The organism is Streptomyces sp. NPDC058576 (assembly GCF_042718715.1).
Lineage (GTDB): Bacteria > Actinomycetota > Actinomycetes > Streptomycetales > Streptomycetaceae > Streptomyces.
This window is the reverse complement of sequence record NZ_JBHXPF010000076.1, coordinates 1-23,296: the sequence shown is the minus strand read 5'-3', so window position 1 is coordinate 23,296 and position 23,296 is coordinate 1. Positions and strand designations below refer to the sequence as shown.

26 protein-coding genes are annotated in these 23,296 nt (G+C 71.7%); 12 read left to right on the top strand and 14 right to left on the bottom strand.

Annotated features, from left to right (window positions below; genetic code table 11):
* Positions 1 to 129 precede the first annotated feature (129 nt).
* Positions 130 to 339, bottom strand: a complete 210-nt coding sequence (locus ACFWRV_RS32685) for a DUF397 domain-containing protein (RefSeq protein ID WP_384339540.1) — start codon at positions 337 to 339, stop codon at positions 130 to 132.
* A complete protein-coding gene (locus ACFWRV_RS32680; RefSeq protein ID WP_384339539.1) occupies positions 336 to 1,172 on the bottom strand; it encodes a Scr1 family TA system antitoxin-like transcriptional regulator in 837 nt (278 codons plus the stop codon). Before ACFWRV_RS32680 ends, ACFWRV_RS32685 begins: the two co-directional genes overlap by 4 nt.
* 108 nt (positions 1,173 to 1,280) lie before the next feature.
* On the opposite strand from ACFWRV_RS32680, the gene ACFWRV_RS32675 reads away from it, so the two are divergent.
* The 4 genes from ACFWRV_RS32675 (at position 1,281) to ACFWRV_RS32660 (ending at position 3,523) form a co-directional block, all read left to right on the top strand.
* Positions 1,281 to 1,541 carry a hypothetical protein gene (locus tag ACFWRV_RS32675; RefSeq protein WP_384339538.1) on the top strand — a complete coding sequence of 87 codons (261 nt, stop codon included), beginning with the start codon at positions 1,281 to 1,283 and terminating at the stop codon, positions 1,539 to 1,541.
* Positions 1,538 to 1,945 (top strand): hypothetical protein, encoded by a 408-nt coding sequence (locus ACFWRV_RS32670; protein ID WP_384339537.1) that lies wholly within the window; start codon positions 1,538 to 1,540, stop codon positions 1,943 to 1,945. The genes ACFWRV_RS32675 and ACFWRV_RS32670 overlap by 4 nt, the downstream gene beginning before the upstream one ends.
* 5 nt (positions 1,946 to 1,950) lie before the next feature.
* A complete protein-coding gene (locus tag ACFWRV_RS32665) occupies positions 1,951 to 2,406 on the top strand; it encodes a hypothetical protein (RefSeq protein ID WP_384339536.1) in 456 nt (151 codons plus the stop codon).
* A 184-nt stretch (positions 2,407 to 2,590) separates the two neighbouring features.
* Positions 2,591 to 3,523 (top strand): hypothetical protein, encoded by a 933-nt coding sequence (locus tag ACFWRV_RS32660; RefSeq protein WP_384339535.1) that lies wholly within the window; start codon positions 2,591 to 2,593, stop codon positions 3,521 to 3,523.
* 125 nt (positions 3,524 to 3,648) lie between these two features.
* Here ACFWRV_RS32660 and ACFWRV_RS32655 read toward each other — a convergent pair whose 3' ends face one another.
* Positions 3,649 to 4,635, bottom strand: a complete 987-nt coding sequence (locus ACFWRV_RS32655) for an alpha/beta hydrolase family protein (protein ID WP_384339534.1) — start codon at positions 4,633 to 4,635, stop codon at positions 3,649 to 3,651.
* Positions 4,636 to 4,815: 180 nt separating this feature from the next.
* On the opposite strand from ACFWRV_RS32655, the gene ACFWRV_RS32650 reads away from it, so the two are divergent.
* The gene (locus ACFWRV_RS32650) at positions 4,816 to 5,412 is read left to right on the top strand and encodes a TetR/AcrR family transcriptional regulator (RefSeq protein ID WP_384339533.1); all 597 of its coding nucleotides are present in this window, start codon (positions 4,816 to 4,818) and stop codon (positions 5,410 to 5,412) included.
* A 16-nt stretch (positions 5,413 to 5,428) separates the two neighbouring features.
* Here the strand turns inward: ACFWRV_RS32650 and ACFWRV_RS32645 are convergent, their stop codons facing one another.
* A complete protein-coding gene (locus ACFWRV_RS32645) occupies positions 5,429 to 6,592 on the bottom strand; it encodes an NAD(P)-dependent alcohol dehydrogenase (RefSeq protein ID WP_384339532.1) in 1,164 nt (387 codons plus the stop codon).
* 104 nt (positions 6,593 to 6,696) lie between these two features.
* On the opposite strand from ACFWRV_RS32645, the gene ACFWRV_RS32640 reads away from it, so the two are divergent.
* Positions 6,697 to 7,284 carry a TetR family transcriptional regulator gene (locus tag ACFWRV_RS32640; RefSeq protein ID WP_384339531.1) on the top strand — a complete coding sequence of 196 codons (588 nt, stop codon included), beginning with the start codon at positions 6,697 to 6,699 and terminating at the stop codon, positions 7,282 to 7,284.
* Between the two features lie 39 nt (positions 7,285 to 7,323).
* Here ACFWRV_RS32640 and ACFWRV_RS32635 read toward each other — a convergent pair whose 3' ends face one another.
* Positions 7,324 to 7,779 (bottom strand): VOC family protein, encoded by a 456-nt coding sequence (locus tag ACFWRV_RS32635; RefSeq protein WP_384339530.1) that lies wholly within the window; start codon positions 7,777 to 7,779, stop codon positions 7,324 to 7,326.
* A 22-nt stretch (positions 7,780 to 7,801) separates the two neighbouring features.
* Between ACFWRV_RS32635 and ACFWRV_RS32630 the strand changes: the two genes are divergently transcribed.
* Together ACFWRV_RS32630 and ACFWRV_RS32625 are read left to right on the top strand one after the other, a co-directional pair.
* Positions 7,802 to 8,482, top strand: coding sequence for a CGNR zinc finger domain-containing protein (locus tag ACFWRV_RS32630; RefSeq protein WP_384339529.1), 681 nt, complete (start codon positions 7,802 to 7,804; stop codon positions 8,480 to 8,482).
* Between the two features lie 96 nt (positions 8,483 to 8,578).
* Complete coding sequence (locus ACFWRV_RS32625; RefSeq protein WP_384339528.1) at positions 8,579 to 8,968, top strand: SRPBCC domain-containing protein; 390 nt, start codon at positions 8,579 to 8,581, stop codon at positions 8,966 to 8,968.
* A 6-nt stretch (positions 8,969 to 8,974) separates the two neighbouring features.
* Here the strand turns inward: ACFWRV_RS32625 and ACFWRV_RS32620 are convergent, their stop codons facing one another.
* The 4 genes from ACFWRV_RS32620 to ACFWRV_RS32605 all read right to left on the bottom strand — a co-directional run bounded on the left by ACFWRV_RS32620 (position 8,975) and on the right by ACFWRV_RS32605 (position 13,365).
* Positions 8,975 to 9,496: a hypothetical protein gene (locus ACFWRV_RS32620; RefSeq protein ID WP_384339527.1), complete on the bottom strand. Its 522-nt coding sequence runs from the start codon at positions 9,494 to 9,496 to the stop codon at positions 8,975 to 8,977.
* A 19-nt stretch (positions 9,497 to 9,515) separates the two neighbouring features.
* The gene (locus ACFWRV_RS32615) at positions 9,516 to 11,261 is read right to left on the bottom strand and encodes an FAD-dependent monooxygenase (protein ID WP_384339526.1); all 1,746 of its coding nucleotides are present in this window, start codon (positions 11,259 to 11,261) and stop codon (positions 9,516 to 9,518) included.
* 70 nt (positions 11,262 to 11,331) lie between these two features.
* The gene (gene rarD / locus ACFWRV_RS32610) at positions 11,332 to 12,324 is read right to left on the bottom strand and encodes an EamA family transporter RarD (RefSeq protein WP_384339548.1); all 993 of its coding nucleotides are present in this window, start codon (positions 12,322 to 12,324) and stop codon (positions 11,332 to 11,334) included.
* A gap of 180 nt (positions 12,325 to 12,504) precedes the next feature.
* Complete coding sequence (locus tag ACFWRV_RS32605) at positions 12,505 to 13,365, bottom strand: SDR family oxidoreductase (RefSeq protein ID WP_384339525.1); 861 nt, start codon at positions 13,363 to 13,365, stop codon at positions 12,505 to 12,507.
* 143 nt (positions 13,366 to 13,508) lie between these two features.
* On the opposite strand from ACFWRV_RS32605, the gene ACFWRV_RS32600 reads away from it, so the two are divergent.
* Positions 13,509 to 13,880, top strand: coding sequence for a winged helix-turn-helix transcriptional regulator (locus ACFWRV_RS32600; protein ID WP_384339524.1), 372 nt, complete (start codon positions 13,509 to 13,511; stop codon positions 13,878 to 13,880).
* Positions 13,881 to 13,937: 57 nt separating this feature from the next.
* Here the strand turns inward: ACFWRV_RS32600 and ACFWRV_RS32595 are convergent, their stop codons facing one another.
* The 5 genes from ACFWRV_RS32595 to ACFWRV_RS32575 form a co-directional block, all read right to left on the bottom strand.
* Complete coding sequence (locus tag ACFWRV_RS32595; RefSeq protein WP_384339523.1) at positions 13,938 to 15,011, bottom strand: 2-oxoacid:ferredoxin oxidoreductase subunit beta; 1,074 nt, start codon at positions 15,009 to 15,011, stop codon at positions 13,938 to 13,940.
* Positions 15,004 to 16,968 (bottom strand): 2-oxoacid:acceptor oxidoreductase subunit alpha, encoded by a 1,965-nt coding sequence (locus ACFWRV_RS32590; RefSeq protein ID WP_384339522.1) that lies wholly within the window; start codon positions 16,966 to 16,968, stop codon positions 15,004 to 15,006. The genes ACFWRV_RS32595 and ACFWRV_RS32590 overlap by 8 nt, the downstream gene beginning before the upstream one ends.
* Before the next feature lie 476 nt (positions 16,969 to 17,444).
* Entirely contained in the window at positions 17,445 to 18,104 is a 660-nt protein-coding gene (locus tag ACFWRV_RS32585) for a response regulator (protein WP_384339547.1), read from the bottom strand.
* Between the two features lie 461 nt (positions 18,105 to 18,565).
* A complete protein-coding gene (locus tag ACFWRV_RS32580; RefSeq protein WP_384339521.1) occupies positions 18,566 to 19,927 on the bottom strand; it encodes a sensor histidine kinase in 1,362 nt (453 codons plus the stop codon).
* A 195-nt stretch (positions 19,928 to 20,122) separates the two neighbouring features.
* Positions 20,123 to 21,316 (bottom strand): sensor histidine kinase, encoded by a 1,194-nt coding sequence (locus ACFWRV_RS32575; protein WP_384339520.1) that lies wholly within the window; start codon positions 21,314 to 21,316, stop codon positions 20,123 to 20,125.
* Positions 21,317 to 21,558: 242 nt separating this feature from the next.
* Between ACFWRV_RS32575 and ACFWRV_RS32570 the strand changes: the two genes are divergently transcribed.
* The 3 genes from ACFWRV_RS32570 to ACFWRV_RS32560 form a co-directional block, all read left to right on the top strand.
* Positions 21,559 to 21,975, top strand: a complete 417-nt coding sequence (locus ACFWRV_RS32570) for an NADH-quinone oxidoreductase subunit A (RefSeq protein WP_383063435.1) — start codon at positions 21,559 to 21,561, stop codon at positions 21,973 to 21,975.
* Positions 21,966 to 22,628, top strand: a complete 663-nt coding sequence (locus ACFWRV_RS32565; RefSeq protein WP_384339519.1) for an NADH-quinone oxidoreductase subunit B — start codon at positions 21,966 to 21,968, stop codon at positions 22,626 to 22,628. Before ACFWRV_RS32570 ends, ACFWRV_RS32565 begins: the two co-directional genes overlap by 10 nt.
* A partial coding sequence (locus ACFWRV_RS32560; protein ID WP_384339518.1) for an NADH-quinone oxidoreductase subunit C occupies positions 22,625 to 23,296 on the top strand: 672 nt, incomplete at its 3' end. The genes ACFWRV_RS32565 and ACFWRV_RS32560, both read left to right, overlap by 4 nt.

The following is a 23,296-nucleotide window of genomic DNA, read 5'->3' as shown; positions in this document are numbered from 1 at the left end:
GTTCCCCGAGCCGGACCTCACGGCGACCGTAGGACCTCAAGCGCGGTGGAGGGCAAGGAGGGCGGGCGGCACCGGCAAAGCCCCACCGTGCATGCATGGTGGGGCTGTTGCTCTGCCGGCTCGGATGGCTCAGACGGCGCCGAAGTCTCCGGCCCGGACGCCGGCCACGAAGGCGCTGAACGCGGCGGCGGGGAGGGTGAGGGCCGGGCCGCTGACGTTCTTGGAGTCGCGGACGGGGACGATGCCGTGCGGGGCGGCGAGGTTGGTGGCGACCTCGACGCACTGGCCGCCGTTTTCGCTGTACGAGGACGTGTACCAACGGGGGGTCTCGGTTGTCACGGGGTGCCCTTTCGCAACTGCCTGAACATGTCAACGGACGCCGCCTGGGAAGGCGCCACCGCCTGCATCTGATGGTAGGCCGTCAGATGCGGTACCACCGAGCCACTTTCGCGCTCCAAATAGCCCTGTTGCGCCGACTCCGCGTACGACATGAGGGAGCGATCGGGCATGGTCAGAATGGTGATCGGCAGACTGAACGGGCGGTGCTCTCCCATGGTGAAGGGCACCACCTGGACCACCGTGTTTGGCTGCTCTGCGAACTCGACGAGATGGTCCATCTGCGCCTGCATGATTGCCGGTCCGCCGACCGGTCGGCGGAGGCAGCTCTCGTCCAGCAAGGCGAAGACGAGTGGCGGCTTCTCCCGGACCAGAGCCGCCTGGCGTTCCGCGACCAGCGCGACCCGTTCCTGCGCCTGGTCGGCGGTGATCCCTTGTCGCCTGACGACGCTGTCCGCCAGGACCGTCGCGTACGCCGGCGTCTGGAGCAGACCCGGAATGACGCCGACCTCGTACAGCCGGATCTCCGCCGCCCGGCGCTCGTAACCGAGGAACTCCGGGAAGCCCTCCAGCAGGCTGCCGTGCTTGATCTGGCCCAGTTCGCGCTCGAACGACGCCTCGGTCCCGGTGAGCTCCAACGCCCGGTCCGTACTACGCGAAAAGCGCAAGGTCGCGAGTTTGCGGCCAGTTTCTACGGACGAGATGTGCGTGCTGGAGTAGCCGTTGCGGTCCCCCAGCCCCTCCTGTGTCCAGCCCCGCTTCTCCCGTAAGTCGCGCAGACGTGCACCGTAGGCCGCCTGCGCGGAACTTTCCGGGTTCAACTCCTTGAGGTTCACGGACCTCACCCCCGATCTTCCGTGCCGAATAGGCAAGTTGAATGGCTCCTCACGGTAGGCCACGCTGAATCGCCCCGGTAGTCGTACGGCTACAGAGAGGAGCGATAGGTGTACGGCGAGAACGTTTGCCCGAATGCGCAGCAGCCTCCCGGCCTTCCGGCCCTCGGAGCGCTCGTGGTGGACACCGGTCACGGCGACCGCGTGGGCGAGTTCCGTGGGGTCGCCGGCGCCCGCTGGTCGCTCCGGCCCGTCGGTGGTGGGGTCGAGTGGGAGGCGGAGCCTCATCAGGTCCGGCCCGCGCTCCTCATGGAGCAGCTCCGGGCCCGGACCGCCCGGCTCAACGCCCGCAGCCGGGGTGAGGTCCTGTGAACGCCTCCCGGCCGCACACCACCTGGTACGTCGCCGAGAGCCACGGCGGCGACGCGGCCCGGTCCGTCCGGCTCGGCGGGATCCTCGTACCGACGCGGCGGCTGGCCCTCCGCTGGCTGCGGCGACAGGCCCGGCGCTTCGCGGACGCGCTGGATCCGGACCCGTACACCCCCTGGGTTCCGGGCCGCGCGCTGTATCCGGTCGACGCGGGCGGCCGACGCGACGCACCGGCCGAACTCCGGTCCTGGGCGGCCAGTTTCCGCGAGCACGACTACGCGCTGGGGCGGCTCGCGGACGGGCTGCCGTACGAGTTCGTCGCCCGGGACGCCGCGTCCTGGTACGGGCTCGTCATGCGCCCCCTGGTCGCCACCCGTACCTCTTCCCCCTCGTACCGGCAAGGATGAGAGCCATGTTGCAGTGCACCGCCTTCACCGAACTCCCCGAGATGGGCGCGCGGGTCGCGCTCATGGGTCTGGCGGACGGGCCCGGCCAGAGCGCGGAAGCGCCCGAACTGGACGCATTCCTGATGTGCGAACTCGGCGAGCACGAGGGAGGGAAAGGGGTCGAGCACGCGGCCCAGCTCTGGTCCGCGTCGCCCGCCGCCGGGCGGGACCTGTGGATGTTCTGGGCCGATGCCGACGGGCGACGAAAGTTCCGCTTCGTCGAACTGCTGCCGTGCCCGGCCGCCATCCATCAGCTCTCCGTCAAGGACGGGGATGCCTGCGTGCTGTACGACCGGCACCCGGGCGCGCACTCCTGGGACGTGACCGATCCGCTGGCCGATCTGATGGCGGAGCGGATCCGGGAGGAGGTGCGGCGCGACCGCGACGGCGGTGGCGGCGGTGCCGGTGGACGACGTTGCTGAGGTGAGGCCGGGTCCAACTGGTCGTTATCGGCGCTGAGTTCTGGCCCCATGGCCGAGAACCGGCCAAATGTGGTGCTGGCGTGAAGGCGGCGTGTTCCGGGGGTAGAGGAGGTCGGGGGCTCAGATGGGGCTCCGAGGAGGGGTGGGGCACATGCGAGGAACGTTCACACGGTGGCGAAGAGGCGTGGCGAGCGGGGCGACCGCTCTGCTGGTGCTGGCCGGAGCGGTCGGGCTTGCCGCGTCCCCGGCGGCCGCCGCGGGGGTGGGAACCGAACCGGTCAGCTCGTACACCTTCAACAGCGCGCCGGGCGACTACATCGGGCAGGGCGGCACCGGCTCGTACAAGGCCCCCCGGGCGAATGTGGTGGCCGAGAACCCTGCCGAGTTCGACCCGGGGCTCATCCGGGTGTGGGTCTCCGACGAGGACGTCACCTGGACGATCGAGCTCGCCGGAGCGCGCGGCGAACTGCTCAAGCCGGGCGTGTACCGCAACGCCGAACGCGCCGCCTTCCGCACCGGACGCTCTCCCGGGCTGGACATCAGCGGTGACGGCCGGGGCTGCAACGAGGTCTACGGGCAGTTCACCGTCAACCAGGTCGCCCACGACGCCGAGGGCACGGTGACGCTGCTGGACGCCACGTTCACCCAGCACTGCGAGAACGCCGACGCCCCGCCGCTCAAGGGCACCGTCAAGTACCGGGCGCTGCCGCTCTCCTTCGCGTACGACAGTGACGCGGGCGACTGGGTCGGCCAGGGGACCAAGAACACCTACACCGGTTCCACCAGCACGTTCGGTGTGCAGGGGACGGATGAGTACCTCACCTACGGGGCGTCGGGCAAGCGCGCCGACTGGTCGGTGCGGCTGGCGCCGCCGGAGGGCGAGAAGCTCGTCGCCGGCCGGGTCTACCGGGCCGAGCGGTTCAGCGGCGACGGGATCGCGGGGCTGGACGTGTCGGGCTTCTCCCGTGGATGCAACCTCTCCACCGGCGAGTTCAAGCTGACCCGGCTGGTCACCGATGACGCGACGGGCGAGGTGAAGGCGTTCGCGGCGACCTTCACGCAGCACTGTGAGAACGCGGAGGCCGCCCTGCGCGGCACCGTGCGCTACTTCGCCTAGGACGTCCCGCCCGGACGGGCGGCGACAGCACGAACAGGGTGGCTCCCGCCGGGCTCAACCGCGGGGGCCACCCTGCTGTTCCGGCTGCTGCCGTGCGCCGACCCGACCCGACCCGACCCGTCTGCCTACTTGGACTCGACCCGGCCGAACGCGTCCGGGCCCGACGCGTGCGCCTCGACGGCCGTCCGCCACGCGGCGTCGTCGGCGTACAGCACGCCGCGCAGGTAGGCCGAGGTGAGGTGGGCGAGTGCGGCGACGCGCGCGGGGTTCTCGTCGGTCGTCTCGGCGACGTCGTATCCGGAGATCCCGCCGAGGCCGTGTTCCGCCTCGAAGAGGGTGAGCAGGGTCTTGGGGCCGGGGGCGAGGGTGTACGGGTCGGCGTGCCAGTCCGGACCCATGACCGTCAGATGGCCGGACTCGTCCTTCTCGCCCCGGACCACGAGCGTGGGTGTCGCCATCCGGGAGAAGTCCGTGGTGGTGAGGAACGGCAGTGCCTCCGCCATGGGCGGGGTGATCGCGTCGCCGCCCCGGCCGGGTCCGGCCAGCACCACGCCCGCCTTGATCCGGGGATCGGCCAGCTCCACCTCCGTACCGTCGTCCGGATCCGTGAGGCTCGCACCCAGCAGGAGGCCCGCCGTGTGGGCGCCCATCGAGTGCCCGGCGACGGCGATCCGCTCCCGGTCCAGGCGGCCGGCGAGTCCGGGCACGGCCGCCTCGATCTCGTCGAACCGGTCGATGAGGCGCGCCATGTCCCCGGCGCGGGAGCGCCAGTGCATGGGTGCGCCGGGGGTCTCGGGCGGCAGGTCCAGCGTCGTCGAGCTGAGGTGGGTCGGCTGGATGACGGCGAACCCGTGCGCTGCCCAGAGGGCGACGAGCGGGGCGTAGCCGTTGAGCGAGGAGAGGTTGTTCGAGTGGCCCTGGCCGTGCGAGAGCAGGATGACCGGCAGCCGGTTCCCGTTCCCGGGCGCCTCCGTGGCGGTCAGGGGCAGGGAGACGCGGAACTCCAGGTCCACGGCTCGGTCAGGGGTGGGCAGCACCAGCGGGGCGACGGACAGGACGGGGGAGGCGGGTCGTCCGACGGCGTCTGTCGTGCGAGGTGTGGACGTACGCATGGGGAAGCCCTTCCGGGAGGCCCCCGCCGTGGATGAGAAGGATGGCAGGGCAGGGGGGTGGAAGCGTCCTGCTTCGGCTAAAGTGAAGCGGAGCGTTGTTCCATTTACGATACGGAGCGCTGTTCCGCTTTGTCAACGGCGATGCCTGGCGATGGATCCAGGTGAGGAGAGGGGTGCGCGGTGGCTGCCGCCGATGAAGCCGCAGGGGCGTCCGCCCGACCGAAGCGGGCCGACGCGGTACGCAATCAGCGGACGCTGCTCGCCGCCGCCGCCGAGGTGTTCGTGACCTCGGGGGTCGACGCGCCGATCCGCGAGATCGCCCAGCGGGCCGGGGTCGGGATGGGCACGATCTACCGGCATTTCCCGACCCGGGCGGATCTGGTGGTGGCCGTCTACCGCCACCAGGTCGAAGCCTGTGCCGAGGCGGGGCCGGCCCTGCTGGCCGAGGAGAAGTCCCCGTTCACCGCGCTGGAGCGGTGGGTGGACCTCTTCGTCGACTTCCTGGTCACGAAGCACGGGCTCGCGGACGCGCTGCGCTCGGACAGCGGCGGCTTCGAGGCGCTGCACGCCTACTTCCTCGACCGCCTGGTGCCCGTCTGCGGGCAGCTGCTCGACGCGGCGGTCGGTGCGGGGGAGGTCCGGCCCGGCACCGCGCCCTATGAGCTGATGCGCGGCGTCGGGAATCTGTGCGTGGGGCGGGACGACGACCCGCGTTACGACCCGCGACGGCTGGTGGAGCTGCTGCTGCGCGGGCTGCGGGAGCCCCGGCCGTCCTGAGGCGGGGGCGGGCCGTTCAGTCCGTCTGCGACCGGTCGCCCGGCGCGGTTGCCGTGGACGCGGGCGCGGGTGCGTCCAGGTCGGACAGGTCCAGGACGAACCGGTAGCGGACGTCGTTGCGGCCGAGGCGCTCCAGCGCCTCGTTCACCCGGGCCGAGGGGAGCACCTCCACATCGGCGGTGATGCCCTGCTCGGCGCAGAACTCCAGCATGGCGGCGGTCGCGGGGCGTCCGCCGCTGCCCGCCGAGCCGAGCTTCTTGCGGCCCACCAGCAGGTCCATCGCGTTCACCTCGACCGTGCCCAGATGTCCGAGGAGGCTGAGCGTGCCGTCCAGCGCGACCAGGCGCAGATACGGGGCGAGGTCGTGCGGCGCGGAGATGGTGTCGATGACGACGTCGAAGCTGTCCCGGGCCCGGTCCATCTGTGCCTCGTCCGTGGAGACCACGAGCCCGTGGGCGCCGAGGCGGCGGGCGTCGTCGGCCTTGTCGGGTGCGCGGCTGATGACCGAGGTGGTCGCGCCCAGGGCGACCGCCATCTTCACCGCGAGGTGCCCGAGGCCGCCGAGACCCGCCACGGCCACCCGGCTGCCGGGCCCCACGCCCAGTGCGCGCAGGGGCTCCCAGACGGTGATGCCCGCACAGAGCAGGGGAGCGGCGCCCGCCGGGTCGAGGCCGGCCGGCAGCGCGTAGGCGAACGCTTCGCGGACGACGTACTCGCGGGAGTAGCCGCCGAGCGTGGTCGAGCCGTCCTGCCGGTCGGATCCGCCGTAGGTGAGCGTGGGGAAGGTGTGGCAGAAGTTCTCCTGGCCCGCCAGGCACATGGCGCACGTGCCGCACGAGTCGACGATGTTGCCCACGGCCACCGGGTCGCCGACCGCGAAGCGGGTCACGGCGGAACCGGTCGCGGTCACCATGCCGGTGAACTCGTGACCCGGTACGAGAGTGGCCCGCTCGCTGAGGGCGTGCAGGGCGTGCAGGTCGGTGTGGCAGACGCCGCAGAAGTCGACCCGGACCGCGAGGTCGTCGGGGCGCAGGTCGCGGCGTTCCAGCGAGCTGCGCCGCAGTTCGGGTGCGGTGCCGCCAGGGTGTTCGGGGCTCGCGGAGCCCTCGGGGGCCGCGAAGCCGTTGCGGCCGTCGGGGGTGACGGAGGCGTCCGCCAGCCAGCCGGTCGTCGTACGCATGGCGCATCTCCTTAAACAGACTGTTCGGTCTATCCGACTCCTCCGAGCGTAGGCGCGATCGACCCGATCGGCAAACCAACTGTTCTGTTTGATAGCGTCGGGGCATGGCGGACCAGCCCACGACCACCCGCGGAGCCGCGACGTATCAGCGGATCCTCGACGTGGCGACCCAGGAATTCGCCCAGTACGGGATCGCGGGGGCGCGCATCGAGCGGATCGTGTCCGCCGCGCAGACCAACAAGGCCCAGCTGTACGCGTACTTCGGCAACAAGGAAAAGCTCTTCGACGCGATCTTCTTCGCCTCGATGGAGCGCATCACGGACGTCGTCCCGATCGACGCGGACGACCTCGCGGACTGGGCCGTCCGCCTCTACGACGAATACCTCCGCCGGCCCGACCTCATCCGGCTGGCCACCTGGGCGCGCCTGGAGCGCAGGCCCACCGGCCATCTCGTGGGGGACGGCCGCCGGCTCGACGACCGGAAGCTGCGGCTGATCGCCGAGGCGCAGGAGGCCGGGCGGGTGCGGCCGGGTGATCCGTTCGACGTGATGGCCATGGTGATCGCCATGTCGATGGCCTGGTCGCCGGTGAGCAACGTCTACGCGGCGTCGGCCGACGAGCCCGCCGACGCCCACGAGCAGCGTCGCGCCCTGCTGCGTACGTGCGTACGGCGGGCCGTCGCCCCCGAGTGAGCGGCCCGGCCCGGGCGCTCGATCCGGGTGGGCCGGCGCTCAGTTCAGGCAGAACTCATTGCCCTCGGGGTCGGTCATGACGATCCAGCTCCCGCCCTGTTCGTCGTACGTGCGCAGCGCCCGCGCGCCCAGCGCCGTCAGCCGCTCGGCCTCCGCGTCGCGCTGACCCGGGGCGGAGTGCACGTCGATGTGGAGGCGGTTCTTGACCGTCTTCGGCTCCGGCACCCGCTGGAACAGCAGCCGCCGCCCCTGCCCCGTACCGCTGACCTCGTCATACGGGTCGTCCGGGTGCCGGGCGGCCGCGAGGTCGAGCCAGGCACGGCGGCCGTGGGCGCGGGTCGTGATGGCCTCGGGCACGGCCCCGGCCGCGAGCAACTGCTCGACCAACGGGCTGTTGTCCTCGACGAGATAGCCCAGGGCCTCCGCCCAGAATCCGGCCTGCGCGTGCGGGTCGGCGCTGTCGATCACAAGCTTCCAGGACAGTGTCTGTGTCATGGAAACCGTTTATAGTGGTTACATGAACGGGACGGCAATGGACACGCCGGGGCTGTTGTTGCGGCATCCGGACGGCAGCTCGTTCCGCTTCGATCCGGGCGCGCTGTGTCTGGAGCTGCTGCCGACCGGCGGCCCCGGCCCCCTGTCGTACTTCGAGGTGTTGCACGAGCCGGCCGACCTGGTGCGCTGGGCGGAGGAGAGCCGGTTGCCGGGCGGGCTCGGCGCAGGTTCCGGATCTGGTTCCGGTTCCGGTTCCGGTGGCGGGCTCGCCGTGAGCGCGGCGGAGGTGGCGGACGCGCGTGCGCTGCGCGATGCGCTCTGGCGGCTCACGGAGGGCTGGGTGCGGGAAGCGCCCCCGGACCCGGACGACCTCGCCACCCTCAACGACGCGGCGGCGCGGCCGTCGTTGACGTCCCGGCTGACCGTGGGCGGCGCGCGGGCATGGACGCCCGGAGGCACCGGGACCGGGCTGCTGTCCACCGTCGCCCGCGATGCGGTCGACCTGTTCACCGGGGCGTACGCCCACCGGATCCGCACCTGCGGCGCGCACGACTGCCGGCTGCTGTTCGTGGACACCTCCCGCCCCGGCAAGCGCCGCTGGTGCTCGATGGAGCGCTGCGGCAACCGGCACAAGGTCCGCGCCCACCGTGCCCGGCTCACCGCACCGGGCTCGCCGCCTCCGACGAGTGAAGCCGCCGACTGACGAGCATCGACCAACGCATCGACCAACGCATCGACCAGCGAATCGACCAGCGAAACGGCGAATCGACCGATGAGTCGACCGACGAAGGGGACTGTCATGCCGACCGGACTCACGCAGGACGCGGGCTGGGAGATCGGTGTCTCCCGGACCATCCACCGGCCGCCGTCCGCCGTATGGGACTTCGTCACCGCACCGGAGGGCGCCGCGCTCTGGCTCGGCCTCGACGGCCCGCTGCCCACCGAGAAGGGCGCTCCGTACCGGACGGCGGACGGCATCGAGGGCGAGATCCGCAGCTACCGAGCCCGTGACCGGGTCCGCCTCACCCACGGGACCTCCACCCTTCAGGTGGCCGTGACGGCGGGCAGTTCCGAGGACCGGACCGTGCTGCGCTTTCATCAGGAGCGCCTGGCGAGCGCGGAGGAGCGCGAAGAGCGCCGTACGCACTGGAAGAGCGTGATGGACCGGGTCGAGGCCGAGCTGACCTGAGGGGCCCTAGGTCCCGCGTGGCGGTGGGGCGGGACAGGCGAAGCATCGGTGCCGGTCGATCGCGGCCAGCAGACGCGTGGCCGCCGTGCGGACGGCCTGCGCCGGGGAGGGGCCCCCGACCTCGGGTGTGTCGGGTACGTCGCGTGCGACGGGCGCATGCGGCGCGGCGGCCAGCCGAACGGCCGTGGCGCGCCCCTCCGCCACCGCCTCGTGTGCCGCGCGGGTCCACGTCGGGTGCTCGGGATTGCCGGCGGCCAGGATCGTGGCGAGCAAGTCCAGCACGCCCGCCCGGTCCCTGACCGTGTCCGTCGCCGCCAGCTCCCAGAGGAACGGCACCGTCGCCGCCGTCGAGTCGAAGACGGGCGGGGTGCCGATCCACCGCTCCAGATCGTTCAGGGCCTCGTCCGACGACGGTGCGTCGCCCCAGGCGATCCGCGACAGCACACCGGGAACCTGGGACGCGGAGCCGTACGCGTGCTGCAGCTCGTGCCACCGCACGTTCCTCATGGCCCCCAGGACAGTCCCCATCCGGGCACTCAATCAGCCTTTACCGCACGGCGTCCACCATGCCGGGGAACCGTTCCGTGGGCAGTCCCGTGGAGGGCCCGGTGGACGGCCCGGTGGACTGTTCCGCGGACCGGCCCGCTCCATGCAGCCGGCGCAGATACTCGTGTACCGGGCCGGCGTCGTCCCCCGGGGCGAACACGCCCACGTGGTGGTCGGGGCGGACGACCACGACGGTGCCCGGGCCCGTATCGCCGGAAGCTCCCGTTCCGGCGTGGGCGGCGTACGCGGCGGCCGCGTGCCCCGTGTCGTCGACCACCGCGGCCGGCTGCGCGCCGCCCCGGTCCTCGTGCGCCGCGTACACCCGGCAGGTCCGCACCCCGGCGTCGCCGTAGGCGTCCGCCAGCTCGCGCAGGACCGCCGCGCTGCCCGGGCCGAAGCCGAGGACGGTGGTGCCGGGACCCGCGAAGACGCGATGCAGCCGGGTGCGAGCCCCGGTCCCGGCATCGGTGCACGGGGCGTCCGGGGCCCGGTCCCCGGCCTGCGGGGCGGGGACCTCGCCGCCCGGCGCGCGATCCCCGGCGGCCGGAGCGTCGGACGCGCCGTCTCCGGGCCGGTGGGCGGCCAGGGAGCTCCAGCGGTAGCCGACGCCCAGTCCGGTCGTGTCCGAGGTGATCGCCGCGTCCAGGCCGCCGCCGGGCCGGCGGATCGCCTCCAGCGTGGCCCGCAGCCGCTCCGAGGTGAGGTCCAGGGTCCGGGCGGCCACCGGAAGCCGCTCCTCCTCGTACGTGTCCAGCAACTCCACGCCCGCGTGACCGGCGAGCACCAGGCCCAGCTTCCAGCCCAGGTTGAACGCGTCCTGGATGCCGGTGTTCATCCCGAGGCCGCCCGCGACGGCGTGCACGTGCGCCGCGTCGCCCGCGAGGAAGACCCGCCCCGCGCGGAACCGGTCCGCCATCCGCACGTTGACCCGGTACGTCGACAGCAGCTCGGCCCGCGTCAGGGCCCGGCCGGGCAGTGCGGTGTGGCGGGCGAGCAGCCGCCGGAACCCGTCGGCGGTGGGCGCGAGCGGCCGGCCCCGCCCGTCCCGCTCCGGCCCGGCCTGGAACCACCAGCCCGTCCGCGTACCGGGGATCGGGCAGAGCATGACCGCGCCGTCCGCGTCGAACCACTGATGCCAGCGGGTGCGGTCCAGGGCGCCTTCGGCCAGGTCGACATCGCCGCAGACCATCACCTGGTCCTCGGCGGTGGTCCCCTCGAACCCGATCCCGAGCACCTTCCGTACGGAGCTGTGGGCGCCGTCGCACCCGACGACGTACCGCGCGCGTTCCGTCCGGCCCTCGGGGAACGTCACGTCCACATGCGGCCCGCCGGCCACCTCCGTCAGCCCCACGACCTCGCGGCCCAGCTCGACGCGGACGCCGTACCCGGCCAGCCGGTCGCGGAGGATCTCCTCCAGCCGCCACTGGGCGATCAGCCGTCCCCGGTCGTACGGGGCGTCCGGGGACGGCGCGGAGTCCGCCCACGGATCGGCCTCCGCGACCGGGAGGCGGTGGCGGTACTTGAGCATCGGCAGCGGGGCCGAACCGGCGGCGAGCACCTCCTCGGCCACCCCGAGATCGTCCAGGATCTCCAAGGACCGGGGGTTGGGGCCCTTGGCGCGCGAGGTGCGCGGCGGCGCGGGGGACCGGTCCACGATCCGTACGGCGGCCCCGCGCCGGGCCAGATCGCAGGCCAGCACCAGCCCGGTGGGTCCCGCTCCCACGATGAGTACGTCGGTCATGCCCATGCTTCTCCTTCGGTCGCGCTCTCCCGGCTCCGTGCGGGACCAGGAAAACGCAACTGAGTAAGAAAAGCAACTAGGTAACCTTTTGTTCCGTGGGGCCCGGCAGTGTCGGCGTGGGGTCCGGGATCGCGTTGGCCGGTGCGGCGGCCGCCGTCGCCAGCAGCCGTACCGCCAGCGCCCGATTGCGCCGAGCGGTCCGCAACGCGTCCCAGGTCAGCAGCGACAGCGCCAGCCAGACCAGGGCGAACCCGGCCCACCGCTCGGGCGGCGTCGCCTCCTTGAAGTAGAGGACGCCCAGCCCGAACTGGAACACCGGGGCCAGATACTGGAGGAGCCCCAGCGTGGACAGCGGCACCCGGATCGCCGCTGCGCCGAAGCAGATCAGCGGGATCGCGGTGACGATGCCCGTCGCGGCGAGCAGGAACCCGTGCCCCGCGCCCCCGGCCGTGAACGTCGACTCGCCGGTGGCGGCGAGCCAGAGCAGGAAGCCGAGCGCGGGCACGAAGAGCACGGCGGTCTCGGCGGCCAGGGACTCCAGGCCGCCCATGTTCACCTTCTTCTTGATCAGTCCGTACGTGGCGAAGGAGAACGCCAGCACCAGCGAGATCCACGGCGGCCTGCCGTACCCGATCGCCAGAACGAGTACCGCCGCCAGGGCGATGGTGACCGCCGCCCACTGGACGGACCGCAGCCGTTCGCCCAGCAGCAGGACGCCCATGGCGATGGTGACCAGCGGATTGATGAAGTAGCCGAGCGAGGCCTCGACGACCTGGCCGTTGTTCACGGCCCAGATGTAGAGGCCCCAGTTGAGCGTGATCGTCGCCGCCGCGACCGATATCAGGCCCAGCTTGCGCCGGTCGCGGACCAGTTCGCCGATCCAGGCCCAGCGGCGTACCACCAGCAGGGCGACGATGACGACGGCCAGCGACCAGACCATCCGGTGGGCGAGGATCTCCATCGCCCCGGACGGCTCGAGCAGCGGCCAGAACAGCGGGACCAGGCCCCACATCCCGTACGCGCCGATTCCGTACAGCAGGCCTGCCCGCTGCTCGTTCCTGCCCTCCACGATCTTCCCCTCCACGTGCCCTCCCGGCCCGCTCGCACCGGCGGATCCGCCGACGGATCCGCCGACGGCACGACGGTAGCGCCGGAAGGGCTTCGTGTCATAGCCGTCTCATGGAAACACTCATGACAGTGCTGTGTGCGGCGAGGTGGGGCGGGGATGGGAGCGGGGGCGCGTCGAGGCTCAGGCGGCGGACAGGGCGGCGCGTACGGTCTCGGCGAGGGGCGTCGTCGGGCGGTCGATGAGCCGGGCGAGGTCCCCACTGGTCCCCGCCAGCCGGCCGCGCTCGATCGCCTCGTCCACGTCGACGAGGATCGCGGCGAAGCCCTCGGGCAGCCCCGCGCCGACAAGGATCTCCTGGTGTGCGGCGGCCGGGACGTTGTTGTACGCGATCGTCCCGCCGGTCAGCTCGGACAGCAGCGCGGCGTACTCCGCCAGCGACCAGGCGGTGTCGCCGCTCAGCTCGTAGGCGGTGTTCAGGTGGCCGTCGCCGGTCAGCACGGCGGCCGCGGCGGCGGCGTAGTCGGCCCGGGTGGCGGAGGCGATACGGCCCTCGCCCGCGTTGGCGACGACCGCGCGGTGCTCCAGGACCGGGGCCAGGTTGGCGGTGTAGTTCTCCGTGTACCAGCCGTTGCGCAGGAAGGTGTACGGCAGTCCGGAGTCGAGGATCAGCTGCTCGGTGGCCCGGTGCTCGTCGGCCAGCGTGAAGTCCGCGTCCGGTCCGCCGAGGATGCCGGTGTACGCGAGCTGGGCGACGCCCGCCGCCTTCGCCGCGTCGACGACCGCGGTGTGCTGCGCCACCCGCTTGCCCACCTCGCTGCCGGAGATCAGCAGCACCCGGTCGCCGGACCGGAAGGCTCCGGCGAGGGTCTCGGGGCGGCTGTAGTCCGCGATGCGCAGCTCCACTCCGCGGGCGGCGAGCGTGGCGGCCTTCTCCTTGTCGCGCACGACCGCGACGACCTCGCCGGCCGGGACCGTCGTCAGTAGGGCGTCGACGACGAGGCGGCCGAGCGCGCCAGTGGCTCCGGTGACAACGATGCTCATGGGGGGCTCCGATTTCGCGCTGTTTCGGTGGGCGGGGGTTCCGGTGGCGGGCGTTCCGGTGGACCGGCCCGCCGTGCTTCACCCACAACCCTAAGGGAAGCGCTAACCATCAGAAAGTACCCACTTTGAAGTAAGGTACTGGCATGGCAGTGAGTGTGATCGCGGACGTCAAGCAGCCCATGTGCCCGTCCCGGCTGATCCTGGAACATGTGACGAGCCGCTGGGGCGTGCTCGTTCTGGCGGCGTTGCTGGAGCGTTCGTACCGCTTCAGCGAACTGCGGCGCTCGGTGGGCGGCGTCAGCGAGAAGATGCTGGCCCAGACCCTCCAGACGCTGGAGCGTGACGGGTTCGTGCACCGGGACGCGAAGCCGGTGATCCCGCCACGGGTGGACTACACGCTCACCCCGCTCGGCATCGAGGCAGCCGAGCAGGTGTGGGCGCTCGCCCGCTGGACCGAACGCCAGGTGGACGCGGTGCAGGCGGCACGCGAGGCATACGACGAGGCCCGGGCCTGATCCCGTGGGGGATCGGGCCCGGGCCCCGGGCGGCGCGCGTACGGTCCTCGCCCGGTCTCAGCCGATGACCGTCCAGGTGTCGTTGCCCGCGAGGAGCGAGCCGAGGTCGCCCTTGCCGTCGCGCTCGATGGCGGCGTCGAGCTGGTCCGACATCAGCGTGTCGTAGACCGGCCGCTCGACACTGCGCAGCACCCCGATCGGGGTGTGGTGCAGGGTGTCGGCGTCGGCGAGCCGGGACAGCGCGAACGCCGTCGTGGGCGACTCCGCGTGGGCGTCGTGGACGAGGACCTGCGAGCGGTTCTCCTCCGTGATGGCCACCACCTTCAGATCGCCGGTGGCCGGATCGCGCACGACACCCTTGGGCTCCTGGGAGCCGAAGAGGATCGGCTGCCCGTGTTCGAGGCGGATGACGGCCTCGGCGGCCTGCTCCTTGTCCTTGAGGACCTCGAACGCGCCGTCGTTGAAGATGTTGCAGTTCTGGTAGATCTCCACCAGCGCCGTGCCCGAGTGCTCGGCGGCCGCGCGCAGCACGCTCGTGAGGTGCTTGCGGTCGGAGTCGACCGTCCGTGCCACGAACGTCGCCTCCGCCCCGATGGCGAGCGACACCGGGTTGAAGGGCGCGTCGAGCGATCCCATCGGCGTCGACTTGGTGATCTTGCCCAGCTCGGAGGTGGGGCTGTACTGGCCCTTCGTCAGCCCGTAGATCCGGTTGTTGAACAGCAGGATCTTGAGGTTGACGTTGCGGCGCAGGGCGTGGATGAGGTGGTTGCCGCCGATGGAGAGCGCGTCGCCGTCACCGGTGACCACCCACACCGACAGGTCCCGGCGGGAGGTGGCGAGTCCGGTCGCGATGGACGGGGCCCGGCCGTGGATGGAGTGCATCCCGTAGGTGTTCATGTAGTACGGGAAGCGGGAGGAGCAGCCGATGCCGGAGACGAAGGTGATGTTCTCCTTCGCGAGACCCAGCTCGGGCATGAAGCCCTGGACGGCGGCGAGGACCGCGTAGTCGCCGCAGCCCGGGCACCAGCGCACTTCCTGGTCCGACTTGAAGTCCTTCATGGACTGCTTCGCCTCGGCCTTGGGCACCAGCTGCAGCAGTTCGTTGTGCCGCAGTTCGTCGGTGTCAGGCATCGATGGCCTCCTTGAGGGCCGCGGCGAGCTGCTCGGCCTTGAACGGCATTCCGTTGACCTGGTTGTAGCTGTGGGCGTCCACCAGATACTTCGCCCTCAGCAGCATCGCGAGCTGGCCGAGGTTCATCTCCGGCACGACGACCTTGTCGTAGCGCTTCAGTACCTCGCCGAGATTCTTCGGGAAGGGGTTGAGGTGGCGCAGGTGGGCCTGGGCGATGGGCGCCCCCGCGGCGCGCAGCCGGCGGACGGCGGCCGTGATCGGGCCGTACGTCGATCCCCAGCCGAGCACCAGCGTGCGGGCCTCGGCCGGGTCGTCGACCTGGAGGTCGGGCACCTCGATGCCGTCGATCTTCGCCTGGCGCGTGCGGACCATGAGGTCGTGGTTGGCCGGGTCGTAGGAGATGTTGCCGGTGCCGTCCTGCTTCTCGATCCCGCCGATGCGGTGTTCGAGGCCGGCCGTCCCGGGGACCGCCCAGGGGCGGGCCAGGGTCTGCGGGTCGCGCTTGTAGGGCCAGAAGACCTCGGTGCCGTCGGCCAGGGTGTGGTTCGGCGCGGTGGCGAACGGCGTCTTGAGGTCGGGCAGCGAGTCCGTCTTCGGGATGCGCCAGGGCTCGGAGCCGTTGGCGAGATAGCCGTCGGAGAGCAGGAAGACCGGGGTCCGGTACGCCAGGGCGATGCGGGCCGCTTCGATCGCGGCGTCGAAGCAGTCGGCCGGGGTCTGCGGGGCCACGATCGGGACCGGGGCCTCGCCGTTGCGCCCGTACATCGCCTGGAGCAGGTCGGCCTGCTCGGTCTTGGTCGGCAGCCCGGTGGACGGACCGCCGCGCTGGATGTCGATGATCAGCAGCGGCAGCTCCAGCGACACCGCGAGACCGATCGTCTCCGACTTCAGCGCCACCCCGGGGCCGGACGTCGTCGTGACGCCCAGCGCCCCGCCGAACGCCGCACCGAGCGCCGCGCCGATCCCGGCGATCTCGTCCTCGGCCTGGAAGGTCCGGACGCCGAAGTTCTTGTGCCGGGACAGCTCGTGCAGGATGTCCGAGGCCGGGGTGATCGGATACGAGCCCAGGTAGAGCGGCAGGTCCGCCAGCTGCCCGGCGGCGATCAGGCCGTAGGACAGGGCGAGGTTCCCCGAGATGTTGCGGTAGGTGCCGGTGGGGAAGGCCTGCGACGCCGGGGCGACCTCGTAGGAGACCGCGAAGTCCTCGGTCGTCTCGCCGAAATTCCACCCGGCTCGGAACGCGGCCACGTTCGCCTCGGCGATCTGCGGCTTCTTCGCGAACTTCTGCCGCAGGAACGTCTCCGTGCCCTCGGTCGGCCGGTGGTACATCCACGACAGCAGCCCGAGCGCGAACATGTTCTTGGACCGCTCGGCCTCCTTGCGGGGGAGCCCGAACTCCTTCAGCGCCTCCAGCGTCAGCGTCGTCAGCGGCACCGGGTGGACGTTGTAGGCCTCCAGCGAACCGTCCTCCAGCGGACTGGTCGCATACCCCACCTTCGCCATCGGCCGCTTCGTGAACTCGTCGGTGTTCACGATGATTTCCGCGCCGCGCGGTACGTCGTCGATGTTCGCCTTCAGCGCGGCGGGGTTCATCGCGACCAGGACGTTCGGGGCGTCGCCCGGGGTCAGAATGTCATGATCGGCAAAGTGGAGCTGGAAGGAAGAGACTCCCGGCAGCGTGCCTGCGGGAGCACGGATCTCGGCCGGGAAGTTCGGCAGGGTGGAGAGATCGTTGCCGAAGGAAGCGGTCTCCGAGGTGAACCGGTCACCCGTGAGCTGCATACCGTCACCCGAGTCACCCGCGAAGCGGATGATCACCCGGTCCAGGCGGCGAACTTCCTTTCCGTCGCCGCCCGTGGTTCCCGTCGTACCTGGCAGAGGGGCTCGCTGGCCCCCGAGGATGGCGTCATTGGCCTCATCGGCCTTCTCTGCCGCGCTACTGACCTGGCTCGTCACTGAACTGGACCTCCCTTGGGCGGCGGTTCGGAACCGTCCGGCCAGCCGGCGATCCCAGAGGCCACCCTACGTCCGCGTAGGTGGCCCTCCAGGGACCGATCATATGGTGGACGCCGTTTTGAGACACCCTTTTAGTAAGGCTTGTCACGTTTTGCCAGCCCCCGATCATGAGATGGAGATGCCTGCCCCCTGGGCCTTTTGACCTAGGCCCCCGCGCTCTCCCCTCTCGGCCCTCCTCGGCCCTCCGTGGCCCCTGGCCTCGACCTCGGGCCTCCTCGGCCCCCCTTGATCAGGGGTGCCCCTCCGGCGCTCGCCGGACACCCCGGCTCCTGCGCAATGCCCCCGAAGCGCTCCCGTAGCGCTCCCGAAGTACTTCAGGACACTCATGGGCGCCGGGGCGCCTGGATGCCGGGGCGTCCAGGTGCTCAGGTGTTCAGGTATCCGGACACTCCAGTATCTGACAGGGTGTCAGATTGTTAGGAATTCAGGTAGGTCAACACCGCGAGGACGCGCCGGTGGTCGCCGTCGCTGGGGGAGAGCCCCAGCTTCAGGAAGATGTTGCTGACGTGCTTCTCGACCGCCCCGTCGCTCACCACGAGCTGCCGGGCGACCGCGGAGTTCGTCCGGCCCTCGGCCATCAGACCGAGGACCTCCCGCTCGCGCGGCGTCAGCCCGGCCAGCACGTCCTGCTTGCGGCTGCGTCCCAGCAACTGGGCCACCACTTCCGGGTCCAGCGCCGTCCCGCCCTGCGCCACGCGGACCACCGCGTCCACGAACTCGCGGACCTCGGCCACCCGGTCCTTCAGCAGATACCCCACCCCGCGGCTACTGCCCGCCAGCAGCTCGGTGGCGTACTGCTCCTCCACGTACTGGGAGAGGACCAGCACCCCGACGTCCGGGTAGTCCCTCCGCAGCCGAACCGCCGCGCGCACCCCCTCGTCGGTGTGCGTCGGCGGCATCCGCACATCGGCGACCACCACATCGGGAAGCGCCTGCTCGGCGTCGAGCTCTGCCACGGTCTTGAGCAGCGCCTCCGCGTCACCGACCCCGGCGACCACGTCGTGCCCGAGATCGGTGAGCAGACGGGTGAGCCCCTCCCGGAGCAGGACCGAATCCTCGGCGATGACCACGCGCACCCTGTTCTCCACGTTCTCCACGACTGCCAGTTCCCCCACTGTTCGAATATGCCGCGTTCCCCGCGACCCCGCACGCACCACGCCCTACCACCGCGCGCCGCGCCCCGTCCGCCCAAGCATCCCAGGACCCGGACACGGATGGGGGGCCTGTGGATAACCCACGCGGACCGGGAGCAGGGTGGCAGGGCGCACGGACGCGAAGAGGAGGCAAGGGGGCAGCCGGGGGCGGGCGGGGGAGGAGCCCCGAGGAGAACAGGGGACCCGAGGAGAACCGAGCTGAACAGGGGACGACCGGGACAGCGGACGGAGGGGGGCGGAGGACGGGAGGGGGCGGAGAGGCGCGCTCCGGCCAGCCCCGCCAGGGCAGCTCGGCCGTGACCGTCCGGGCGGGGAGGCGCGCTCCGGTCAGCCGCGCCAGGGCAGCTCGGCCGTGACCGTCCGGGCGGGGAGGCGCGCTCCGGTCAGCCGCGCCAGGGCAGCTCGGCCGTGACCGTCGTCGGGCCGCCGGCCGGGGAGTCGACCACGAGGACCCCGTCCACGGCGTCCAACCGCTCCGTCAGCCCGGCCAGGCCGCCGCCCGAGGCCGGCGACGCCCCGCCCCGGCCGTTGTCCGTGACCTGGAGCATCAGCCGGTCGCCCGCCCGCCACACATCGACCGTGGCCCGGGTCGCACGGGCGTGCTTGCTGATGTTCTGGAGCAGCTCCGAGACGGTGAAGTACGCGATCCCCTCGATCGCCTGCGCCGGCCGCGAGTCCAGGTCCACCTCGACGGTCACGGGCACGGTGCAGCGGGAGGCTATCGCGGAGAGCGCGGCGTCCAGGCCGCGGTCGGTGAGGACGGCGGGGTGGATGCCGCGGGCCAGGTCGCGCAGCTCCTGGAGGGCCACCTTCACCTCGCCGTGGGCTTCGTCGACCATGCGGGCCGCGGCCTCGGGGTCGTCGGTGAGCTTCTCCTTCGCCAGGCCCAGATCCATGGCGAGGGCGACCAGGCGGGCCTGGGCGCCGTCGTGGAGGTCGCGTTCGATGCGGCGCAGGTCGGCGGCGGCGGTGTCGACGACCACACCCCGGTCCGACTCCAGCTCGGAGACCCGGGTGGCCAGCCGGGACGGCCCCAGCAGACCGGTGACCATCAGCCGGTCCACCGACAGCAGACCCCGCACGATCCAGGGCGCCGCCAGCACCAGCACCAGGCCCACCGCCCCCGTCACCGCCAGCTCGGCGGGCGAGTCCAGATACTCCTGGTGGGTGCGGTCCCCGTACAGCTGGAGGCCGTCCTGCCCACCGAACACCGGGAAGAGCCAGAACCACAGCGGATACGTCAGCGCCGCCAGGCCGTACGTCCAGAACGTGATCGCGACGACGAACGTGAACGTGGCCCACGGGAAGTGCAGCAGCGTGTACAGCAGGTGCCGCCAGGACACCCCGCTCTTGAGAACCGCGCCCATCCAGGACATCGGGCCGCCGGTCTTCCCCCGCACCCGCTCCGGATTCGCCACCTCCACTTGCAGCAGCGCGCGCGCCCTGTGCCGCTCCAGCGCCCCGAAACCCCGGCAGACGGCGAGGCCGGCCGCGAGCACCGGTATCCCGATGAAGGTGACCAGCAGTCCCGCGCTCAACGAGGTCATGGTGACCGCGAAGACGAACATCGCCGTGCTCAGCGGGAAGCTGAGCAGCGCGTAGAGGAGCTCGCGCCAGGCACGGGCCTCCAGCGGCGCACGCAGCGGCGCGGGGAGGAAATGCTTCGCCGGGGTCCTCGTCCCGAAGCCGGGGGCGGAACCCTCGTGCTTCCGGTCCCTCGTGTCCGGTCCGTATGCCGTGGCCATGAGTCCCGTCCGTTCCGTCTCTGTCTCAGTCTCTCAGTGGGCTGTACATGGGGCGTGCGCCGCGGTGGCGCCGGAGGCGTCCTGTCACACGGACCGTTCCTCCCCCGTTCTCCCTCCAGGGTGCTGGCCGACGGCCTTCCGCACCATGAGGTCCCTCTCCGTATCCGACCGGGGGTTTTCCCTACCCCCTTCCGGTCAGGCGGTCATGCGGTCGGGTCGCGCGGTCCGGTCGCGCCAGGGCAGCTCGGCGGTGACGGTCGTCGGCCCGCCCTCCGGCGAGTCCACGACGAACACCCCGTCGACCGCGTCGAGCCGCTCGGCGAGCCCCGCCAGCCCCGAGCCGCCGTCCATCCGGGCTCCGCCCCCGCCGTCGTCCGTGACCTGGAGCATCAGCCGGTCCCCCGAACGCCACACGTCGACGGTGGCCGACCGTGCCCCGCTGTGCTTGCTCACGTTCTGGAGCAGCTCCGAGACGGTGAAGTACGCGATCCCCTCGATCGCCTCCGCCGGACGCCCCCGAAGTCCCACCGACACCTTGACCGGGACCGTGCAGCGGGACGCGATGGCGGACAGCGCGGCGTCCAGGCCGCGGTCGGTGAGGACGGCGGGGTGGATGCCGCGGGCCAGGTCGCGCAGTTCCTGGAGGGCCACCTTGATCTCGCCGTGGGCTTCGTCGACCATGCGGGCCGCGGCCTCGGGGTCGTCGGTGAGCTTCTCCTTCGCCAGGCCGAGCCCCATGGCGAGGGCGACCAGGCGGGCCTGGGCGCCGTCGTGGAGGTCGCGTTCGATGCGGCGCAGGTCGGCGGCGGCGGTGTCGACGACCACGCCCCGGTCCGACTCCAGCTCGGCGATGCGCCGCTCCAGCTCGTCCGAGGGAGACAGCAGCCCGCGCACCATCGCCCGGTCCACCGCCGTCAGCCCCCGCGCGATGAACGGCAGCACCGGCCACAGGACGAACAGGCTCACCAGGGTCACCGCGAACGTCAGCACCCCCCACGGCAGTCGGATGAACCCGTACAACAACGCTCGCCAGCCCACCGGGTCCTTCAGCCCCGTCCAGAGCCGGACGAAGAACCCCTGGTCCCGGTGGCCGCGCGCCGGCGGGCTCGGCTCGTCGACCCGTACACCGAGCATCCCGCGCGCCCGCCCCCGCTCCAGCCGGCCCAGCAGTCGTGAGCCCTGGAGCCCGCCGACCAGCAGCGGCAGACCGACCACGGTGACGGAGAGTCCGGCGCCGACGGCGATCACGAGCACCGTCCAGACGAACCCGACGACGGCCAACGGCAGATTGGCCAGCAGATACGCGATCTCCCGCCAGGTCCACCGGTCGAAGGCGAAGCGGGCGGGCGGCGGCCGGTCGGGGTCCGGACCGGAAGGGCTCATGGTCATACCCACAGCCTGCCGGGCCGTGCCCGCGCACACCATGGGGCTCATGGGTGGGGTGAAGTAGGGATAACCCCACCTGATGCCCGACGCGGCTGCTTACGCTCCGTTTAGCAGGCCCTAGACTCCCGTGCGTACAGAACCCGTGCGCACAGAACAGGCACGCGGGACAGGCGCTGACGAAGAGGGAGCGGGGGGCGGACGTGGCCGACGTTACGGACGTGACCGGCGTGGCGGACGCGGCGGGCATGACCGGGGTGTCCGGCGTGCCGGTGGACGGAGCCACCGCACTCGCCTCGGAGTACTTCCAGAGCTACTCGGTCATCGGCCTGCTCGCCCTGGTCGGCGTCCTGTTCGTCGCCGTGGCCTTCGGGGCCGGCCGGCTGCTGCGCCCCGTCGTCCCCACCCCGGAGAAGCTGCTCACCTACGAATGCGGCGTCGACCCGGTCGGCGAGGGATGGGCGCACACCCAGGTCCGCTACTACGTCTACGCGTTCCTGTACGTGATCTTCGCGGTCGACTCCATCTTCCTGTTCCCGTGGGCCACGGTGTTCGCGGCGCCCGGATACGGGGCGACGACCCTGGTCGAAATGTTCATCTTCCTCGGCTTCCTGGCCGTGGGACTGCTCTACGCATGGAAGAAGGGCGTCCTCGCATGGGCCTGACGAGCCGGCCGACCCCCGCGTCGCAGCAGCCCGCGCCCCCGCCCCCGTCCGACCCGGTCCTCCTCCCCGAGCCGAAGCGCCTCGGCGTGCTCTCCCGGCTCGCACCGGAGCCGATGAAGGTCGTCCTCAACTGGGGCCGCCGCTACAGCCTCTGGGTCTTCAACTTCGGACTCGCCTGCTGCGCCATCGAGTTCATCGCCGCGTCCATGGCGCGCCACGACTTCATCCGGCTCGGCGTGATCCCGTTCGCCCCCGGGCCCCGTCAGGCCGACCTCATGATCGTGTCCGGCACGGTGACGGACAAGATGGCCCCGGCCGTGAAGCGGCTGTACGAGCAGATGCCCGAGCCGAAGTACGTCATCTCCTTCGGCGCCTGCTCCAACTGCGGCGGCCCCTACTGGGACTCGTACTCCGTGACCAAGGGCGTCGACCAGATCATCCCCGTCGATGTGTACGTGCCCGGCTGCCCGCCCCGGCCCGAGGCGCTGCTCCAGGGCATCCTCAAGCTCCAGGAGAAGATCGCGCGCGAGTCCCTCGCCGAGCGGTACGCCTCCGGGGCGACGAGCGGCGGCCCGTCCACCGAGGCCCTGCGCAGCGGCCTGGTCGCCGCGCCGGCGGCGGCTTCGCAATCGGACGAGGAGGAGCGGCGATGAGCGACCGCGACAGGCACGCGAAATCCGCGGCGGCCGAGGCCTACGACCGGCTGCCGGACGCCGTCACCGACCTGTTCGGCGACGAGGCCACGGCGGAGTCGGCGTACGACCTGCTGACCGTCGACGTCCCCGCCACCGCCTGGCTCACCGCGCTGGCGACCGCCCGCGACGAACTCGGGTGCAGCTACTTCGACTGGCTCAGCGCCGTGGACGAACCGGGCGTCGGCTTCCGCGTCTGCGCCCATGTCGCGGCCCTGGGCACGGGCACGGTGCGGCGGCTGATGGTACGGACGACCGTGCCGCACGACGCGGCGGTTCTGCCCAGCGCCATCGACGTGTACGCGGGCGCGGCGTGGCACGAGCGCGAGACGCACGAGATGTTCGGCGTCGCGTTCGACGGCCACCCCCATCTCGTACCCCTGCTCCTTCCGGAAGGCTTCGAGGGCCACCCGCTGCGCAAGGACTTCGTCCTGGCCGCACGCGTCGCCAAGGCCTGGCCAGGGGCGAAGGAACCGGGGGAGCCGGCGGAGGGCCACACCGGTCCCAAGCGTCGCGCGATGCTCCCGCCCGGGGTCCCCGACCCGAACGAATGGGGCCCCCTGAAGGGCCAACTCCTCCCGGCCGCCGCCCGCCCGGCCCGGGCCGCGCGCGGCGCGGGTGCGGCCGAC

Bases quoted from the DNA above. Each gene is read 5' to 3' on its own strand.
- ACFWRV_RS32665 (WP_384339536.1), top strand. From the start codon at position 1,951: ATGTTGCAGTGCACCGCCTTCACCGAACTCCCCGAGATGGGCGCGCGG.
- ACFWRV_RS32655 (WP_384339534.1), bottom strand. From the start codon at position 4,635: ATGCGTACGTCCACACCTCGCACGACAGACGCCGTCGGACGACCCGCC.
- ACFWRV_RS32645 (WP_384339532.1), bottom strand. From the start codon at position 6,592: ATGCGTACGACGACCGGCTGGCTGGCGGACGCCTCCGTCACCCCCGAC.
- ACFWRV_RS32640 (WP_384339531.1), top strand. From the start codon at position 6,697: ATGGCGGACCAGCCCACGACCACCCGCGGAGCCGCGACGTATCAGCGG.
- ACFWRV_RS32635 (WP_384339530.1), bottom strand. From the start codon at position 7,779: ATGACACAGACACTGTCCTGGAAGCTTGTGATCGACAGCGCCGACCCG.
- ACFWRV_RS32630 (WP_384339529.1), top strand. From the start codon at position 7,802: ATGAACGGGACGGCAATGGACACGCCGGGGCTGTTGTTGCGGCATCCG.
- ACFWRV_RS32625 (WP_384339528.1), top strand. From the start codon at position 8,579: ATGCCGACCGGACTCACGCAGGACGCGGGCTGGGAGATCGGTGTCTCC.
- ACFWRV_RS32620 (WP_384339527.1), bottom strand. From the start codon at position 9,496: ATGGGGACTGTCCTGGGGGCCATGAGGAACGTGCGGTGGCACGAGCTG.
- ACFWRV_RS32615 (WP_384339526.1), bottom strand. From the start codon at position 11,261: ATGGGCATGACCGACGTACTCATCGTGGGAGCGGGACCCACCGGGCTG.
- ACFWRV_RS32605 (WP_384339525.1), bottom strand. From the start codon at position 13,365: ATGAGCATCGTTGTCACCGGAGCCACTGGCGCGCTCGGCCGCCTCGTC.
- ACFWRV_RS32600 (WP_384339524.1), top strand. From the start codon at position 13,509: ATGGCAGTGAGTGTGATCGCGGACGTCAAGCAGCCCATGTGCCCGTCC.
- ACFWRV_RS32595 (WP_384339523.1), bottom strand. From the start codon at position 15,011: ATGCCTGACACCGACGAACTGCGGCACAACGAACTGCTGCAGCTGGTG.
- ACFWRV_RS32580 (WP_384339521.1), bottom strand. From the start codon at position 19,927: ATGGCCACGGCATACGGACCGGACACGAGGGACCGGAAGCACGAGGGT.
- ACFWRV_RS32575 (WP_384339520.1), bottom strand. From the start codon at position 21,316: ATGACCATGAGCCCTTCCGGTCCGGACCCCGACCGGCCGCCGCCCGCC.
- ACFWRV_RS32570 (WP_383063435.1), top strand. From the start codon at position 21,559: ATGACCGGGGTGTCCGGCGTGCCGGTGGACGGAGCCACCGCACTCGCC.
- ACFWRV_RS32565 (WP_384339519.1), top strand. From the start codon at position 21,966: ATGGGCCTGACGAGCCGGCCGACCCCCGCGTCGCAGCAGCCCGCGCCC.